The organism is Streptomyces sp. NBC_00503, from assembly GCF_036346895.1.
GTDB lineage: Bacteria > Actinomycetota > Actinomycetes > Streptomycetales > Streptomycetaceae > Streptomyces.
In genome coordinates, this window is the sequence record NZ_CP107855.1 from 2,959,563 (window position 1) to 2,975,036 (window position 15,474).

The 15,474-nt window shown below is 71.2% G+C and carries 15 protein-coding genes; 5 read left to right on the forward strand and 10 right to left on the reverse strand.

All coding sequences use genetic code 11. The features are described 5' to 3' along the window. Positions 1-69: 69 nt before the first annotated feature. From OG490_RS13835 to clpS, 5 genes are all read right to left on the reverse strand, one after another. Positions 70-177, reverse strand: a complete 108-nt coding sequence (locus tag OG490_RS13835; RefSeq protein WP_330296589.1) for a putative leader peptide — start codon at positions 175-177, stop codon at positions 70-72. A gap of 88 nt (positions 178-265) precedes the next feature. After that, positions 266-688 carry a M67 family metallopeptidase gene (locus OG490_RS13840; RefSeq protein ID WP_330296590.1) on the reverse strand — a complete coding sequence of 141 codons (423 nt, stop codon included), beginning with the start codon at positions 686-688 and terminating at the stop codon, positions 266-268. Positions 689-832: 144 nt separating this feature from the next. Then, the gene (locus tag OG490_RS13845; protein ID WP_330296591.1) at positions 833-2,281 is read right to left on the reverse strand and encodes an amino acid permease; all 1,449 of its coding nucleotides are present in this window, start codon (positions 2,279-2,281) and stop codon (positions 833-835) included. A 330-nt stretch (positions 2,282-2,611) separates the two neighbouring features. Next, positions 2,612-3,226 carry a DUF2017 domain-containing protein gene (locus OG490_RS13850; RefSeq protein ID WP_330296592.1) on the reverse strand — a complete coding sequence of 205 codons (615 nt, stop codon included), beginning with the start codon at positions 3,224-3,226 and terminating at the stop codon, positions 2,612-2,614. Beyond that, positions 3,226-3,540, reverse strand: coding sequence for an ATP-dependent Clp protease adapter ClpS (gene clpS, locus OG490_RS13855; RefSeq protein ID WP_330296593.1), 315 nt, complete (start codon positions 3,538-3,540; stop codon positions 3,226-3,228). Before clpS ends, OG490_RS13850 begins: the two co-directional genes overlap by 1 nt. A gap of 81 nt (positions 3,541-3,621) precedes the next feature. Between clpS and OG490_RS13860 the strand changes: the two genes are divergently transcribed. Next, positions 3,622-4,950, forward strand: coding sequence for a nicotinate phosphoribosyltransferase (locus OG490_RS13860; RefSeq protein WP_330296594.1), 1,329 nt, complete (start codon positions 3,622-3,624; stop codon positions 4,948-4,950). A gap of 180 nt (positions 4,951-5,130) precedes the next feature. Next, the gene (locus OG490_RS13865) at positions 5,131-5,730 is read left to right on the forward strand and encodes a nicotinamidase (protein WP_330296595.1); all 600 of its coding nucleotides are present in this window, start codon (positions 5,131-5,133) and stop codon (positions 5,728-5,730) included. Between the two features lie 20 nt (positions 5,731-5,750). Here the strand turns inward: OG490_RS13865 and OG490_RS13870 are convergent, their stop codons facing one another. Then, positions 5,751-6,050, reverse strand: coding sequence for a hypothetical protein (locus OG490_RS13870; protein WP_330296596.1), 300 nt, complete (start codon positions 6,048-6,050; stop codon positions 5,751-5,753). A 112-nt stretch (positions 6,051-6,162) separates the two neighbouring features. Next, positions 6,163-8,571, reverse strand: a complete 2,409-nt coding sequence (locus tag OG490_RS13875) for an immune inhibitor A domain-containing protein (RefSeq protein ID WP_330296597.1) — start codon at positions 8,569-8,571, stop codon at positions 6,163-6,165. A 382-nt stretch (positions 8,572-8,953) separates the two neighbouring features. Here OG490_RS13875 and OG490_RS13880 point away from each other — a divergent pair, with 382 nt between their 5' ends. After that, positions 8,954-9,256 (forward strand): hypothetical protein, encoded by a 303-nt coding sequence (locus OG490_RS13880; RefSeq protein WP_330296598.1) that lies wholly within the window; start codon positions 8,954-8,956, stop codon positions 9,254-9,256. A gap of 130 nt (positions 9,257-9,386) precedes the next feature. Here the strand turns inward: OG490_RS13880 and OG490_RS13885 are convergent, their stop codons facing one another. Next, complete coding sequence (locus tag OG490_RS13885) at positions 9,387-10,136, reverse strand: RDD family protein (RefSeq protein WP_330296599.1); 750 nt, start codon at positions 10,134-10,136, stop codon at positions 9,387-9,389. A 90-nt stretch (positions 10,137-10,226) separates the two neighbouring features. Continuing rightward, positions 10,227-11,498, reverse strand: a complete 1,272-nt coding sequence (locus OG490_RS13890; RefSeq protein ID WP_330296600.1) for an RDD family protein — start codon at positions 11,496-11,498, stop codon at positions 10,227-10,229. Positions 11,499-11,776: 278 nt separating this feature from the next. Between OG490_RS13890 and OG490_RS13895 the strand changes: the two genes are divergently transcribed. Continuing rightward, positions 11,777-12,253, forward strand: coding sequence for an SsgA family sporulation/cell division regulator (locus OG490_RS13895; protein ID WP_330296601.1), 477 nt, complete (start codon positions 11,777-11,779; stop codon positions 12,251-12,253). A gap of 41 nt (positions 12,254-12,294) precedes the next feature. On the opposite strand, the gene OG490_RS13900 is transcribed toward OG490_RS13895, so the two are convergent. Next, the gene (locus OG490_RS13900) at positions 12,295-13,644 is read right to left on the reverse strand and encodes an FAD-binding oxidoreductase (RefSeq protein WP_330300915.1); all 1,350 of its coding nucleotides are present in this window, start codon (positions 13,642-13,644) and stop codon (positions 12,295-12,297) included. 288 nt (positions 13,645-13,932) lie between these two features. Here OG490_RS13900 and OG490_RS13905 point away from each other — a divergent pair, with 288 nt between their 5' ends. Next, complete coding sequence (locus tag OG490_RS13905; RefSeq protein WP_330296602.1) at positions 13,933-15,414, forward strand: tetratricopeptide repeat protein; 1,482 nt, start codon at positions 13,933-13,935, stop codon at positions 15,412-15,414. The last annotated feature ends 60 nt before the right edge of the window (positions 15,415-15,474 follow it).

Here is a 15,474-nt window from a genome sequence, read left to right on the forward strand (position 1 = left end):
TAAGGAAGGCGGTGGGGTCGTGCGGCGCGCGGGCGTGAGCGCACGGGCCCCGCACGGGGGCTTCCGGGCTCAGCCAGCCGGACAGATGGCACTGGCGAGGCGGCACAGGTCGACGTGCAGCCGCGCCACGAGCAGCAGCCTGCTGGGCGTCTCGATGCTCACGTCGTGGGAAACCATGCGGTCATGTTAACGATTCCCGGCCCCTGGTTTGGAGTGTGATCCCGCATCGTGGACGGATACCGCTCACATACTGGGCAGTAACCCGTCAGTAGGCCTCGACGACCCGTACTTCTTCCTCGGTGATCACGCCTTCGACGATTCGGTACGACCGGAACTGGAACTCTCCGAGGCCGTCCTTGTCCGCCGTGGAGACCAGTACGTAGTGCGCGCCGGGCTCGTTCGCGTAGGTGATGTCGGTGCGCGAGGGGTAGGCCTCGGTCGCGGTGTGCGAGTGGTAGACGATGACGGGCTCCTCGTCCCGGTCGTCGAGCTCGCGGTAGAGCTTGAGCAGATCCTTCGAGTCGAACTCGTAGAACGTGGGCGACCGGGCCGCGTTCAGCATCGGGACGAACCGCTCCGGGCGGTCCGCGCCCGCCGGTCCGGCCACCACTCCGCACGCCTCGTCGGGGTGGTCCTGACGGGCGTGCGCGACGATCTGGTCGTACAGGGCCTGGGTGAGGGTCAGCATGTTCGACAGGATAAGCAGACGGGCCCTCCCGTACCGAGGAGTGGTACGGGAGGGCCCGAATGACGGACACGAGGCCCGAGGGAGCGTGGTTCCCGGCCGTGGCAGGCGGCCGGGACTCACGGTTCGGGAGCGACCCCTGGCGGGCTACGAGACCTTCGAGAAGGCCTCGGAGCTCGGGGCGCGGGACTTCAGCACCAGGTACGAGACGCCCAGCAGCAGACCCCACAGCGGGGCGCAGTAGAGCGAGACGCGGGCGTCCTTGTCGATGCCCATCATCACGATGACCATCGCGATGAAGGCCAGGGCGAACCAGCTGGTGTACGGGGCTCCGGGCGCCCGGAACGGCGACTTCGGGAGGTCGCCGCGGTCGGAGGCGGCCCGGTAGCGGATCTGGCAGACCAGGATCATGATCCAGGCCCACATGCCGGAGATGGTGGCGAAGGAGACGACGTAGTCGAAGGCCTTGCCGGGGGCGACGTAGTTGATCCAGACGCCGACCAGCATCAGCGCGGCGGAGAAGGTGGTGCCGGCGAGCGGGGTGCCGCTCCTGGTGAGCTTGGTGAAGACCTTCGGGCCCTGGCCGTTGAGCGCGAGGTCGCGCAGCATGCGGCCGGTGGAGTACATGCCCGAGTTGCAGGAGGACAGTGCGGCGGTGAGGACGACGAAGTTGACGATCGCCGCTCCGACGCCCAGGCCCATCTTCTCGAAGGCGGCGACGAAGGGGCTGACGCCCGGCTGGAACTCGTGCCACGGGACGACCGACAGGATCATGACCAGTGCGCCGACGTAGAAGACGGCGATGCGCCACGGCACGGTGTTGATGGCCTTGGGCAGGGTCTTCTCGGGGTCCTTGGACTCGCCGGCGGTGACTCCGACCAGCTCGACCGCGAGGAAGGCGAACATCACGATCTGCAGGGTCATCAGCGTGCCGCCGAGGCCCTTGGGGAAGAAGCCGCCGTCGTTCCACAGGTTCGAGACGGTCGCCGTGTCGGCGGCGTCGGAGAAGCCGATGGTGAGGATGCCGGCGCAGATCAGGATCATGCCGACGATGGCGGTGACCTTGACCATGGAGAACCAGAACTCCAGCTCGCCGAAGAGCTTCACGGAGATCAGGTTCGCGCCGTAGAGGACGAAGGTGAAGATCAGCGCGTACGCCCACTGCGGGAAGCTGTCGTGGGTCCAGTACGCCATGTACTGCGCGGCCGCGGTGACCTCGACGATGCCGGTGACCACCCAGAAGAGCCAGTAGGTCCAGCCGGTCACGTAACCCCAGAAGGGGCCGAGGAACTCCCGGGCGTAGTCCGAGAAGGAGCCGGAGACGGGGCGGTACATGAGCAGCTCGCCCAGGGCCCGCATGATGAAGAAGATGACCAGGCCGGCGATGGCGTAGGCCAGGATCAGGCTCGGTCCGGCCTTGGAGATGGCCTTTCCGGCGCCCAGGAAGAGGCCGGTGCCGATGGCGCCGCCGATCGCGATCATCTGGATCTGGCGGGCGCCCAGTGCGCGGTGGTATCCCTCGCCGCCGCCCTCGGCCCCGCCGCCCTGTGCGGGCGTCTTGTCGTGCTGCTGCTCGTCGACCTGTACGGAGGTCATGTCTTGGTGCGCCTTTCTCCACGCCGGTCCGCGCCTTGTCTGGCTGCGGATCGGGTCCTCGATCCCCCCGGATACGGATGGAGTTGCACGCCGGCGGTCAGCCGGTTCAAGCAGGCCGGGGGACATGGGTGGCGCCCCGTCGGCGGTCGTGAAGATTTATCACGTGCTTACGGGTGATCGAGGGGTGAAAGTGTGACGCAAGGCTCAAAAAAATCGGGACAAAGGCCCTGGAGCAGATCAGATCACCGCATGGCGGTGATCTGATCGTTATCCGGATTTGAGCGTCCGCTGAGCGAACGGCTCCCTGGGGCGAATGCCGCTTGAGGATCCTCAGAGGTTGTCGACGAGGGTTTCGATGAGGGTCTCCTGGAGACCGCCGAGCCACAGGTACGCCATCACCATCGGCTTGCGCGGATCGTCGTCCGGCAGCCGGAAGAGGACGGCGCTCTCGTCGTCCTCGGTGATGTCGAGGCGGGCCGCGATGGTGAGCCGCAGGTCGTTGAGGGCGCCGAGCCAGCGCAGCCGCAGCTCGCCGGTCACCTCCAGGACGGCCGCCCCGTCGCCCGCTTGAGCGAGCCCGTCGAGGCTGCGTACGACGGCCAGCGCGTCCTCCCGCTTGCGGGTGCGCAGGTCGTTCTCGGTGAAGCGGCGGAATTCGGCCGAGTGGGCCCGCAGCTCCTCCGTGTCGGCCTCGGGCAGGGTCTCCGGGCCGCCGTAGGCGTCGGGGAAGAGCCGGGCCAGGGCCGGGTCGGACGGGGGCTCGGTGGGGCCGTCGGAGGCCGCGAAGAGCACGGCGAGCGGATCGGCGTCCGGCTCGGGCTCCGGGTCGCCGGGTCCGATGAGCTCCAGCAGCTGCACGGCCAGGGAGCGCAGGATCGAGATCTCGATCTCGTCCAGCGCGATGGCGGCGCCGCCGCCCTCCAGGGCCTCGAACACGCCGCCCATCAGTTGCGGTCCTGGGACATGGTCGCCCAGAGGCCGTAGCCGTGCAGGGCCTGCACGTCGCGTTCCATCTCCTCGCGGGTGCCGCTGGAGACGACCGCCCGGCCCTTGTGGTGGACGTCGAGCATCAGCTTGTTCGCCTTGTCCTTGGAGTAGCCGAAGTACGCCTGGAACACGTACGTCACGTAGCTCATGAGGTTCACCGGGTCGTTGTGCACCAGGGTCACCCAGGGGACGTCGGGTTCCGGGACCGCGAAGGTCTCTTCGGCCGATTCGGTGCGTTCGATCTCAACAGGAGCAACACTCACTTGTCCCATGCTGCCACTGCCGGGGGCCGGTCGCACAAACGGGCCCCTACATCTCGTCAATCTGACGAGATGTGCGCTAGCATCCGTCGCATGAACCCTGCGGACCTGGGCCTGCCGGTGGACGTGCCGTCGACAGCGCTCTTCACGGACCATTACGAGCTCACGATGTTGCAGGCCGCCCTGGCCAGCGGCACCGCCGACCGGCGCTCCGTCTTCGAGGTCTTCACCCGGCGGCTGCCCGAGGGCCGGCGCTACGGAGTGCTCGCCGGAACCGGCCGGGTGCTCGACGCGGTGGAGAACTTCCGCTTCGACGGCGCCGTACTGGAGTTCCTGCGCGAGCGGGCCGTCGTCGACGACCGGACCCTCGACTGGCTGGCCTCGTACCGCTTCTCGGGCGACATCTGGGGCTACCCGGAGGGCGAGGTCTACTTCCCCGGCTCCCCCGTCCTGCGCGTCGAGGGCAGCTTCGCCGAGTGCGTGCTGCTGGAGACCGTGGTCCTGTCGATCCTCAACCACGACTCGGCGATCGCCGCGGCCGCCTCCCGGATGTCCTCGGCCGCCGGTGGCCGGCCGCTGATCGAGATGGGCGCCCGGCGCACCCACGAGCTGGCGGCCGTCGCCTCCGCGCGGGCCGCGTACGTCGGCGGTTTCACCTCGACCTCGGACCTGGCGGCCGGATTCCGCTACGGGATCCCCACCGTCGGCACCAGCGCGCACGCCTTCACCCTGCTCCACGACGACGAGCGCGGCGCCTTCACGGCGCAGGTCGCCTCGCTGGGCAACGGGACCACCCTGCTGGTGGACACCTACGACGTGGCCGAGGCGGTCCGCACGGCCGTGGAGGTCGCCGGAACCGGCCTGGGCGCGGTCCGGATCGACTCCGGGGACCTGCTGCTCGTCGCGCACCGGGTGCGCCAGCAGCTGGACGAGCTGGGGGCGACGGAGACGCGGATCGTGGTGACCTCGGACCTGGACGAGTACGCGATCGCCTCGCTGGCCGCGGCCCCCGTGGACGCCTACGGGGTCGGCACCCAGCTGGTGACGGGCAGCGGGCACCCGACGTGCTCGATGGTCTACAAGCTGGTGGCGCGGGCCGCCTCCGCCGACGTGAAGGCGCCGCTGGTGTCGGTCGCGAAGAAGTCCTCGGGCGGCAAGACGTCCGTCGGGGGCCGCAAGTGGGCGGCGCGGCGGACCGACTCCGAGGGCATCGCGGAGGCCGAGGTCATCGGCGTTGGGCCGGTGCCGGCCGCGCTGGCCGACTCGCAGCTCCTGGTCCAGCTGGTGAAGGCCGGTGAGGTCGTGGCCCGCGAGTCCCTGGAGACGGCCCGCGACCGCCACCGCGAGGCCCTCGCGGCCCTGCCGCTCTCCGCCACGCAGCTCTCGCGCGGCGAGGCCGTGATCCCGACCGAGTACGTGTAGCTCCGGGGCCGGGGGCGGGGCCCTGCGGGGCTCGTCCCCTACCCACCCTTCCGCCGTTCCCCGGGGCTCCGCCCCGGACCCCGCGCCTCAAACGCCGGCGGGGCTTGATTTGCCGCTGTCCGGGGGAAGAGCCCCCGCGGGATCCCGTCCCACCACTCATCAAGCCGAAGGGCACCGGACATGCACCGCGCACTGATCGTCGTCGACGTACAGAACGACTTCTGCGAAGGCGGCAGCCTCGCGGTCACCGGCGGGGCCGACGTGGCCGCCGCCATCACCGAGCTCATCGGGCAGGCCACCGCCGGGTACCGGCACGTCGTGGCCACGCGGGACCACCACATCGACCCCGGGTCGCACTTCGCCCGCCCCCCGGCGCAGCCGGACTTCGAGACCTCCTGGCCCGTGCACTGCGTCGCCGGGACCGAGGGCGTGGGCTTCCACCCGAACTTCGCTCCGGCCGTCGCCTCGGGGGCCGTGGCCGCCGTGTTCGACAAGGGGGCGTACGAGGCCGCGTACAGCGGGTTCGAGGGGGCGGACGAGAACGGCCGCGGGCTCACGGAGTGGCTGCGCGACCGCCAGGTCACCGAGGTCGACGTGGTGGGCATCGCCACCGACCACTGCGTCAAGGCCACCGCCCTGGACGCGGCCCGCGCGGGATTCCGTACGCACGTCCTGCTGGACCTGACGGCGGGCGTGGCCCCGCACACCACCACCCGCGCCCTGGCCGAGCTCCGCGAGGCCGGGGTCGAGCTGAGCGGTACCCCCGTGGTGGCCGGCTGAGCGGGGGCCGCTCCCGGCGCTCAGCCCAGCAGGGCCCTGATCGGGTGCCACAGCTCCTGCGCCCGGTCGGGCGCGCCGCGCCAGAGCAGGCCGTCGGGGTGGTGCAGGACGGCGGTGATCTCGTCCGGGGTCGGGGGCTGGGCGTTGCCCCGCAGGTAGACGGCGCGCATTCCGAGGTTCCGCAGCCTGGTCAGGGCGCGGGCCCGGTTCGCGGCGTGCACCAGCACGCGGACGTTTCCGCCCTCTCCGGACGGTCTGGGCAGCGTGAGCGCGACGACCACGCTGCCGCCGGGCAATCTGACGAAACCGCCACCGGGCATGCCTTCATCTCCCCCGTCAATAAGAAACTCGCAAGACGCATCTAAACGCGATCGGCCGCCGCCCGCTAGAGGGGCGACGGCCGATCATGCTTTGACCTGCGGTTTTGCCGAATTACTTAGCGGCGGGACCGACCTCGACCGTCATCTGGAGACCGTCGCGCGGCTCCTTGACGATCTTGATCTTGGTGTTGGTGTCAGTGACCTTCACCGAACCGGTCGGGTTCTCGTCGTAGTAGTACGTGCCCTTGTGGTCGTCGAAGACCGTGTTGGCCGGCTTCGACTTCAGGAACAGCGACTCGCCGTTCTTGTGCAGGGTGAAGGCGTCCGTCTTGTACGAGCTGAAGGCGGCGTCGTACGGCTGGATCTTGTTGCGCAGCAGGGTGCCGTCCGACCACTTCATCGGCTTGGCGTTGGCGTCGATCGGCAGGATCAGACCGGCGCCGGGGTGCACGCTGGTGTTGTTGTCCTTCTGGGAGGTGTCCCAGAGCCAGATCAGCAGACCGTCCTGGTACGCGTAGTGCTCGACCCAGTTCGGCTTCGTGTTGGCGAAGCCGAAGTTGTACGGGCCCACCTTGAGGGTGGAGTCGTACGAGACGTAGCGACGGTTCTCCGCCAGGTAGTACTGCGCGTACTCCTTGGTGAAGCCGGCACCGATGCGCGAGAAGCCCTTGCCCACCCAGCCGTTGTCGCCGTTCTCGGCGCCGTCGGTGAACAGGGTGGAGCCGTCCGCGGTGATGTTGACGGCGTCGGCCGTGAAGCCCTTGCCGCCCGCGCCGCCGTCGGTCTGGTAGCGGAAGCGGAGGTCGATCTTCTTGCCCGCGTAGGCGTCGAGCGGGAAGGCCAGCGACTTCCAGGCCTCGGAGGCGCCGGTGAGCGACGGGCTGCCGGAGGCGTCGGCCGGGATGGCCGTGCCGTCGGCGGTGCCGCCGAGGGCGGTCCAGGTGGCGCCACCGTCGGTGGAGACCTCGGTGTACAGGAAGTCGTAGTCCTGCTCGATGTCCCACCAGCCCTTGAGGGACAGGGCGGCGGACTTCTTGCCGGTCAGGTCGACCGACCGGGTCAGGGTGTTCTTGAGGTCGTCACCCATGTTGCTCCACCACTGCGAGGAACCCTCGGCGGGAGCGACGACGTCGGTCTTGACCTGCTTCTTCGGCAGCTCGACGAGGAGCGCCTGCTTGTCCTTGGTGTTGAACTCCGAGACACCCAGCTTGTGGGTGGACTTCGTCGCGGCCTTGGCCGAGGCGTAGTTCAGCCAGCCCAGCTGGAGCTTGTCCCAGGCGGTCATGTCGCCCGGGAGGTTGCCTATGGAGTCCTTGCCGTCGCCGAGCCAGGAGCCGGCCGACATCAGGGACCAGAAGCCGACCGAGTTCTCGCCGCCACCGGTGGTGTCGTAGAGGTCCGGGAGGCCGAGGTCGTGGCCGTACTCGTGCGCGAAGACGCCGAGGCCGCCGTTCTCCGGCTGCATCGTGTAGTCGCCGACCCAGATGCCGGTGTTGCCGATCTGGGTGCCGCCGGCCTTGTTGTTCGCCGGGCCGGTCTTGCCCGCGTCGGTGCCGTAGGCGTACCAGCGGTGCGCCCACAGGGCGTCCGCGCCCTGCACGCCGCCGCCGGCCGACTCGTCCTCGCCCGCGTGGACGATCTGGAAGTGGTCGATGTAGCCGTCGGGCTCGTTGAAGTTGCCGTCGCCGTCGAAGTCGTTGCGGTCCCACTGGTCGTACTGGGACAGCGTCGCCTTGATCTCGGCGTCGGTCTTGCCGGCCTTCTTCTGCGCGTCGGCCCAGGCGTTCACGCCGTCCTTGACGGTGTCCCAGACGTTGTTGCAGTTCTTCTGGCCGCAGTAGTTCGAGCCGTAACGGGCCTCGTTGTACGGGATCTTGACCCAGTCGGCGACCTGGCCGTCGACCGAGTAGCGGCCCGAGGAGGTCTTCTCGTAGTAGGTCTTCAGCGAGTTCTTGCCCTGGCCGGTACCGAAGTACAGGTCCTGGAAGTAGTCACGGCTGAAGTCCTTGCGCCACGCGGTGCTGTTGTTCGTCGCGCGGTCGGGCTGGGCGATCTGGTTGTGCGCCGGCCCCGGGGTGCCGCCGTACTTGACGACCGGGGGCTTGGGGCCGCTCGGACCGTCCGGGTCGAACATGGTGGTGCTGTCGACCTGGTCACCGAAGTCGACGAGGATCGTGAAGATCTTGTCGGTCTTCTCGCGGCCGAGCTCGACGTACTTCTTGTCGGCGAGCTTGACGACCTTGGAGGCGCCGCGCTGTTCGACTTCCTTCTTGCCCGAGAGCACCTGCTCCAGGGCGGCCTTCCTGGCCTGCGCCTGCTGGTCGCTGAACGGACCCTTCAGGTTGTGGTCGACCTGCTCCTTGGCGGAGGAGGTCGGGTCCTGACGGTCTGCGGCGTGGGCGGTCGGGCCCTGGTCCGCCTGGGCGATCGAGAAGGCTGCGCCGGTGGCCGCCGTGACGGCCAGGGTCGCGCCGACTGCGGCGGCGCGAAGCGCTCGTCTTCTCGCGGAATTGCTGGTCACTTGACGTCGTTCCCCTCCCGCGGCCGCGACTAAGTGCGGAACGTCTCCATAGGAGCGGGGGGTTCCGTGCGGCGCGCGTCTCAAGTGACGACATTTGACCGGAGAGTCGCGAGAAAAGACAGACCTTGACTTGATCCTTACAACTGCACTATGCGGGTTCGGAGTTCCGCTATGCGGACGTACCCCGGCCATATGGGACGAACGGCGCTTCTCCGCCTCGAGTCCGGCTGGAGAATGAGCCCCGTGCGCCCCCTGTGCTCCGCAGCTGTGGGTTAGGTCGCGCTTACCGGCAGTGCCGCTCGGGCATCCACCGTCGTAGAGTCACTTGACGCCCGACCAGGTTGAGCCGACTCCCCCTCCCGCTACGAGGACGGAAATCGCCATGCCGCGTCCGACTGCCGCACAGCTCACCTACGGGTCCGCCACCGTCGTCGTCTCGACGATCGCCATGCTGCTGCTCTCGCAGACGAGCACGGGACTCGGCGTCGCGGTCATCTCCGCCGCCGCCCTCGCCCTCGGGCTGCTCGTCGCACTCACCGTGCCGATCCCGCGCCGGCGCGGCCGGCACGCGGCGTCGGCCCGTACGAGGACGGCCGCCGCCTCCCCGGTGCCCGACACCGTGCCCGACACCGTCGCCCAGGACGTGGAAGCGGCCTCCGCCTCCGAACATCCCGTGCACCACTGACCGGTCGGGCACCGGTTTTCGAACAGCCCAGCGCGGCGCGGGCGGCCTCCCACTGGGGAGACCGCCCGCGCGCTGAGCTGCGTACGCCTGTATGCCTGTATGCCTGTATGCCTGTTGACCGCTGGACGGGTCAGCCGGACTGGACCACCACCGTCTTGCCGACCTTGTCGTGCAGACCCTGCTTGTAGGGCTTGTCCACGAGCATCGAGATGACGAGCGCGATCGGCCACAGGCAGAAGCAGCAGATCAGCGTCGGCAGCCAGAGCACGGCCGCACGGGACAGCGCGGCGTTGGACTGCGGGACGCTGCCGTCGTTGAGCATCGCGACGCGCAGGCCCATCCACTTCTTGCCGAAGGTCTGGCCGTTCTTCTTGGTGAACCACCAGTCGTAGCCCACGTAGGCGGCGATCGAGATCAAGGTCATGATCAGGCCGCTGCCGCTGTAGGACTTGGTGATGACCTCGGAGACGTCCTCGCCGTTGCTCGTGTCCACCGTGTAGCGCTTCGTGCCGAAGGCCAGCTGGATCAGGAACAGCGGGACGGCGACGATCACCACGTCGATGATGCGGGCGGCGAGCCGCTTGCCGAAGTCGGCGAGCGGGGGCATCCCGGCGAGCGGGTCGGGCATGCCGCCGCCACCGCCGTACGGGTCTCCGCCACCGCCGTAGGGAGGCGGAGGGGGCGGGTAGCCGCCACCACCGGGCGGGGGCGGCGGAAACCCTCCGCCGCCGCCGGGCGGGGGCGGAGGGGGATAGCCGGACCCGCCTGCGGGCGGTGAGCCGTACGGCGAACCACCCGACGGGGGCGTCGGTTCCTGGGGCTTCTTGAGGAACGGGTCGTCCTCGGGCGGCTGGCCGGGCGGCGGCTGGTCGGTGCTCATGGCCCGAGTCGAACCCGGCCCGGCCCGACCCGCAACGGGGACGCGGCCATTCGGGGGACGCCCCCGCGCGGGCGGGCCTCCGACGAGTCCCTAGCGGGCCACGTACGTGCGTGCCAGGCGGTCGTGGAGGGTCCGGCGCCGCGGGCGGTCCCCGAGGGCCCACACGGCCCCGGGGAGCCCCAGGAAGGCGTACACGAGCCAGCGCCGCAGGGCCGCGCCGAAGCGGGGCGGACGCAGGGTGGCGGCGGCCAGGACGCGCACGCCGAAGAGCTTCTTGCCCGGGGTGCGGCCCCAACGGGCCGTGGGCAGGGCCTCGTAGAGGACGCCGAAGACGAGGACGGCGCCGAGCACGAGGCCCAGCCCGCCCGCGATGGTGCCGTCGAACAGCCACACGGTGGTGGTCCGCCCGCTCACCCGGGCCGCGTCCACCTTGGCCTGGAGGTGTGCGGTCGCCCCGGGTACGAGGGGCAGTGCCACCGCGGTCGCGACGCCCGCGTACACCAGGGTGTCCAGCAGCCGGGCCGCGGCGCGGCGCCCGAACCCGGCGGGGCGCACGGCCCGCTCCGCCATCCGCTCGAACACGGCCCGCTGGGTGACGGGCCTCGATGCGGCGGGCGCCGCGACGGGCTCGGCCCGCTCCACGGACCTCGCCGGCGCCACGGGCACTACGGGCGCCTCGCGCTCCACCGGCTCCGCGGGCGGGAGGGGTGCGGGCGGCCAGGCCGCGGCGGGGGCCGGGGCAGGGGCGGCGTGGACGGGAGCCGCGTGGACGGGGGCCGCGTGGACCGGAGCCGCGTGGACGGGGGCCGCCGGGGCCGGGGCGGCGTGGGCGGCCGCGCTGACCGGGGAGCGGGCCGACAGGATCCCGATGCCCTCGGGGGCCGCGGAGCCGGACACCCGCGCGTGCAGCGGCATCGGCGCGGGCGCGGGAAGGGCCGCGGCCACCGGGACGGGTGCGGGGCCGGAGACCGGGACCGGCGTACGGGCCAGCGAGATCCCCGCCGGGCGGGCGGCGGGTTCGTTGCCCCAGGACACCCGGTGGTCGCGCGGCCCTCCGAAGCCGGACTGGTGGAGGGGGTCGGCCTGCCACACCACGGGCTCGGCCCCGAACTCCGCCTCCGGTTCGGGCCAGCGCGCGGGCTCGGGCTCGCGTTCGGGTTCGCGTTCGGGTTCGCGCAACGCCTCCGTGACACCGGTCTCGTCGAGGAACACCGGACCCGTCTCGTCGGCCGCGACCGCGGGGCGGCTCGTACCGGGAACCCAGTTCAGGCCGTTCCAGAACCTGACGTACCCGGGGATGGACGGATCGGGGTAGTAGCCCTCGCGGGCCGCGTGCTCGCCGTCACCAGGGGAGGCCGTCAATGTCCCCAACTCCGATCGTGGCTTGAGGCTTGTGCAGGGGTGGACCATAGCCAAGAACCGCCCCCCGACAGGTCCGGTAACGGGAGAATCCAAGCCTTTGAGCGAACGCGGACCCGTACGCACAATTCCGGTCAGCCGACAGAATCCGGCCAATCCCGAGATTGCTCCGAGAAGTCGCGTCATACCCGGGCACTTCGGCGCTCTCTGCGGGTGTGGGACCGGTTTCCCGGCCCCGCCCACCGGCAGAAGTACGTACACCGCACCGAAGTGAGGCCGTCATGCACCACCCCGTCATCGAACGCGAGCTGGAACTGAAGCTGGTCCTCTCCCCCGAGCGCAGCATCCCCGTCGCCGCCCGGCTCCTCTACCTCACGGACGACCCGTACGCCGTCCACATCACCTTCCACACCGGTTCCAGCACCCCGGTCAACTGGACCTTCGCCCGCGAGCTGCTGGTCGAGGGGGTGTTCCGCCCGTGCGGCCACGGAGACGTCCGGATCTGGCCCACGAAGGTCGAGAACAAGGCCGTCCTGTGCATGGCGCTCAGCTCCCCCGACGGGGACGCCCTGCTGGAGGCCCCCGCCGCGTCCGTGTCCGCCTGGCTGGAGCGCACCCTGCGGATCGTGCCGCCCGGCACCGAGGCCGAGCGGCTCGGCCTCGACGCCGCGCTGGCGGAGCTGCTCACCCCGACTCCGGCCGACGAACTGTGGATGCGCGACCCGTGGCCGTCGGACGAGTCCGCGGACGGGGAGTGAGCCCGCGCACGGCCGCCCGCGCACGCAGCCCCGTAGGACACTCAGAACAGCTTGCCCGGGTTGAGCAGTCCCTCCGGGTCGAAGGCGTGCTTGACGGCGCGCTGCATCTCCAGGCCCACCGGGCCCAGTTCGCGGGCGAGCCATTCCTTCTTCAGGACGCCGACCCCGTGCTCCCCCGTGATGGTCCCGCCCAGCGCGAGGCCCAGCGCCATGATCTCGTCGAAGGACGCGCGGGCCCGCCGGGTCTCGTCCTCGTCGGCCGGATCGAAGCAGACGACGGGGTGGGTGTTGCCGTCGCCCGCGTGCGCGCAGACCCCGATGAGCAGGTCGTGGTCGCGTGCGATGGCCGCGGTGCCGTCGAGCATCTCGGCGAGCCGGGTGCGCGGTACGCACACGTCGTCGATCATCGTCGCGGGCCGCAGGGCCTCCAGCGCGGTCAGGGACATCCGCCGGGCCTGGAGCAGCAGTTCGGACTCGGCCTCGTCCTCGGCCGGTACGACGGCGCTCGCCCCGGCGGCGGTGCACAGCTTCCCCACGGCCGCCAGGTCGGCCGGCGCGTGCGGGGTGTCGAAGGCGGCGAGGAGCAGGGCCTCGGTGGTTTCGGGCAAGCCCATCCGGCCCAGCGCGTTGACGGCGCGGACGGTCGTACGGTCCATCAGCTCCAGCAGCGAGGGCGTCAGCCCCGCCTCCATGACGGCGCAGACGGCTTCGCAGGCGGCCGCGGCCGAGGGGAACTCGGCGGCGAGCGCGAGCTGGCGGGGCGGTGCGGGACGCAGGGCGAGGACGGCCTTGACGACCACGCCGAGGCTGCCTTCGGAGCCGACGAACAGGCGGGTGAGGTCGTACCCGGCGACCCCCTTCGCGGTCCGCCGCCCGGTGCGCATGAGCCTGCCGTCGGCGAGGACCACGTCGAGGCCGAGCACGTACTCGGCGGTGACCCCGTACTTGACGCAGCACAGGCCGCCGGAGGCGGTGCCGATGTTCCCGCCGATGGTGCACTGCTCCCAGCTGGAGGGGTCGGGCGGGTAGTACAGGCCCTGCTCGGCGACGGCGCGGGAGAGGACCGCGTTGACGACTCCGGGCTCCACGACGGCGATCCGGTCGACGGTGTCGATCTCCAGGATCCGGTCCATCTTCACGAGGGACAGCACGATGCAGCCGTCGGAGGCGTTGGCCGCGCCCGACAGGCCCGTGCGGGCACCCTGCGGGACCACGGGGACGCGCAGCGCGTGGGCGGTGCGCAGGACGTGCTGGACCTGTTCGGCGGTGCGGGGCAGGACGACCGCGGCCGGGGTGCCGGCGGCACAGAAGCTCGCCATGTCGGTGGCGTAGGAGGCGGTCACCTGGGGATCGGTGAGCAGCGCCCCGGGAGGGAGGCCTTCGAGGAGCATCGCGTGGAGCCGCCCGTGGGGCGAACCGTGGAGCCGGGTGGAATCTTCCTCATCCATGGGGCCAGCGTGACAGCCGGGGCCATCGGTGTGAACACGCCCACGACGCTCTTCGGACACCTCCGCGAGCTCTTCATATTGACGCACAGTGACCCCATGGATCCCATGCGTCAGGCAGTGCACCCCGAGAAAGCGCCTGAGAAAGCGCCTTCCGAGAAGGCGTCGGCCGAGGAGCAGCTCCGCCAGGAGCCGCAGCCGCGGCGTGCGGAGTCTCGCCGGCCTGCCCCTCCCGTGAACTTGACCGGCCGCAAGACCCTGGTGGCGGCGGCGGTCGCGGTGGTCCTGATCGCCGGAGCCCTGCTGATCCGGCCGGCCCGCGGCGGCGACGACGCCCGGCCGCCGGGGCCCGGCGAGCGGGCCCGCGCGGCGGTCGGGATGGGCGCGCCCGCGGCGGCGGTGGACCTCTCCGCGCTGGTGGCGGACCGGGAGAAGTGGCTGGCGGGCCACGGCGACGACGACGCCTCGTGGGCGGTGCTCGGGTCGGCGTACCTGGAGCAGGCGCGCCGGACGGCCGATCCGGCCTGGTACCCGAAGGCGGAGCAGGCCCTCAAGCGGTCGCTGGAGGTGCGCCCGGTCGAGAAGGGGAACTTCGACGCGATGACCGGCATGGGCGCGCTGGCCAACGCCCGGCGGGACTACGGGACCGGGAAGCGCTGGGGCGAGCTCGTACGGGCGCAGGCGCCGAAGCGGTGGACGGCGTACCCGGTGCTCGTGGACGCCTACGCCGGGCTCGGCGACTACAAGGCGGCCGAGAAGGCGATGGAGCGCCTGGTGGACATGCGGCCGGGACTGGCGGCCTTCGTCAGGGCCTCGCAGGTCTACCGGGACCGGGGCTGGCGCGAGGACGCGACCATGTCGATGGAGCACGCGGGCGGAGCGGCGAAGGCCCCGGCGGAGAAGGCCTACGTGCTGTTCCGGCTCGGGGAGCTGGCCTGGGAGCGCGGGGACGAGACGGAGGCCCTGCGTCAGTACGAGGCCGCGCTGCGCACCGATCCCGCGCAGGCGGACGCGCTGGGCGGGCGGGCCCGGGTGCTGGCGGCGCTGGGCCGGGGCGGGGAGGCGGTACGGGACTACCGGCTGGCGCTGGGCCGGGCGCCGCTGCCGAGGCTGTCGCTGGAGCTGGGCGAGCTGCTGGAGTCGCTGGGGCGGGGCGACGAGGCGCGGACGGTGTACGAGGGCCTCGCGGCCCGGGCCAGCCGGGGAGGCGGGGCGAGCGGCGGGGTCAACGAGGAGCTGGTGCTGGGCCAGTTCGAGGCGGACCACGGCGAACCGGCGGCGGCGGTGCGGCGCCTGACCGCGGAGTGGGCGCGGCACAAGAACCTGCAGGTGGCGGACGCCCTGGGCTGGGCGCTGCACAAGACGGGCGACGACACGGCGGCGCTGGAGTACGCGAAGCAGGCCACCGACAAGGGGCTGCGGCTCGCGGAGTTCTCGTACCACCGGGCGATGATCGAGCGGGGCCTGGGCGACGAGGCGGGGGCCCGGCGCCACCTCCAGGAGACGCTGCGGACCAACCCGCACTTCTCGCCGGTGCGGGGTCCGCTGGCGAAGGACGCCCTGGCGACGATCGGCCAGCCCCCGGCGGGCGGCCCGGAGAACATGCAGCCCACCACCCCGTGGGTGGCCCCGGAGCTCCCCAAGGCGAAGCCGAAGCCGGCCGCGAAGGCGAAGCCGGCTGCGGCTGCGGCCAAATCCAGCCCCGCCGGTGCTTGAGGCGCGGGGGCCGGGCGGAGCCCCGGGAGCGGCGCCGCAGGGGCTCCGCTCACCAGGGCT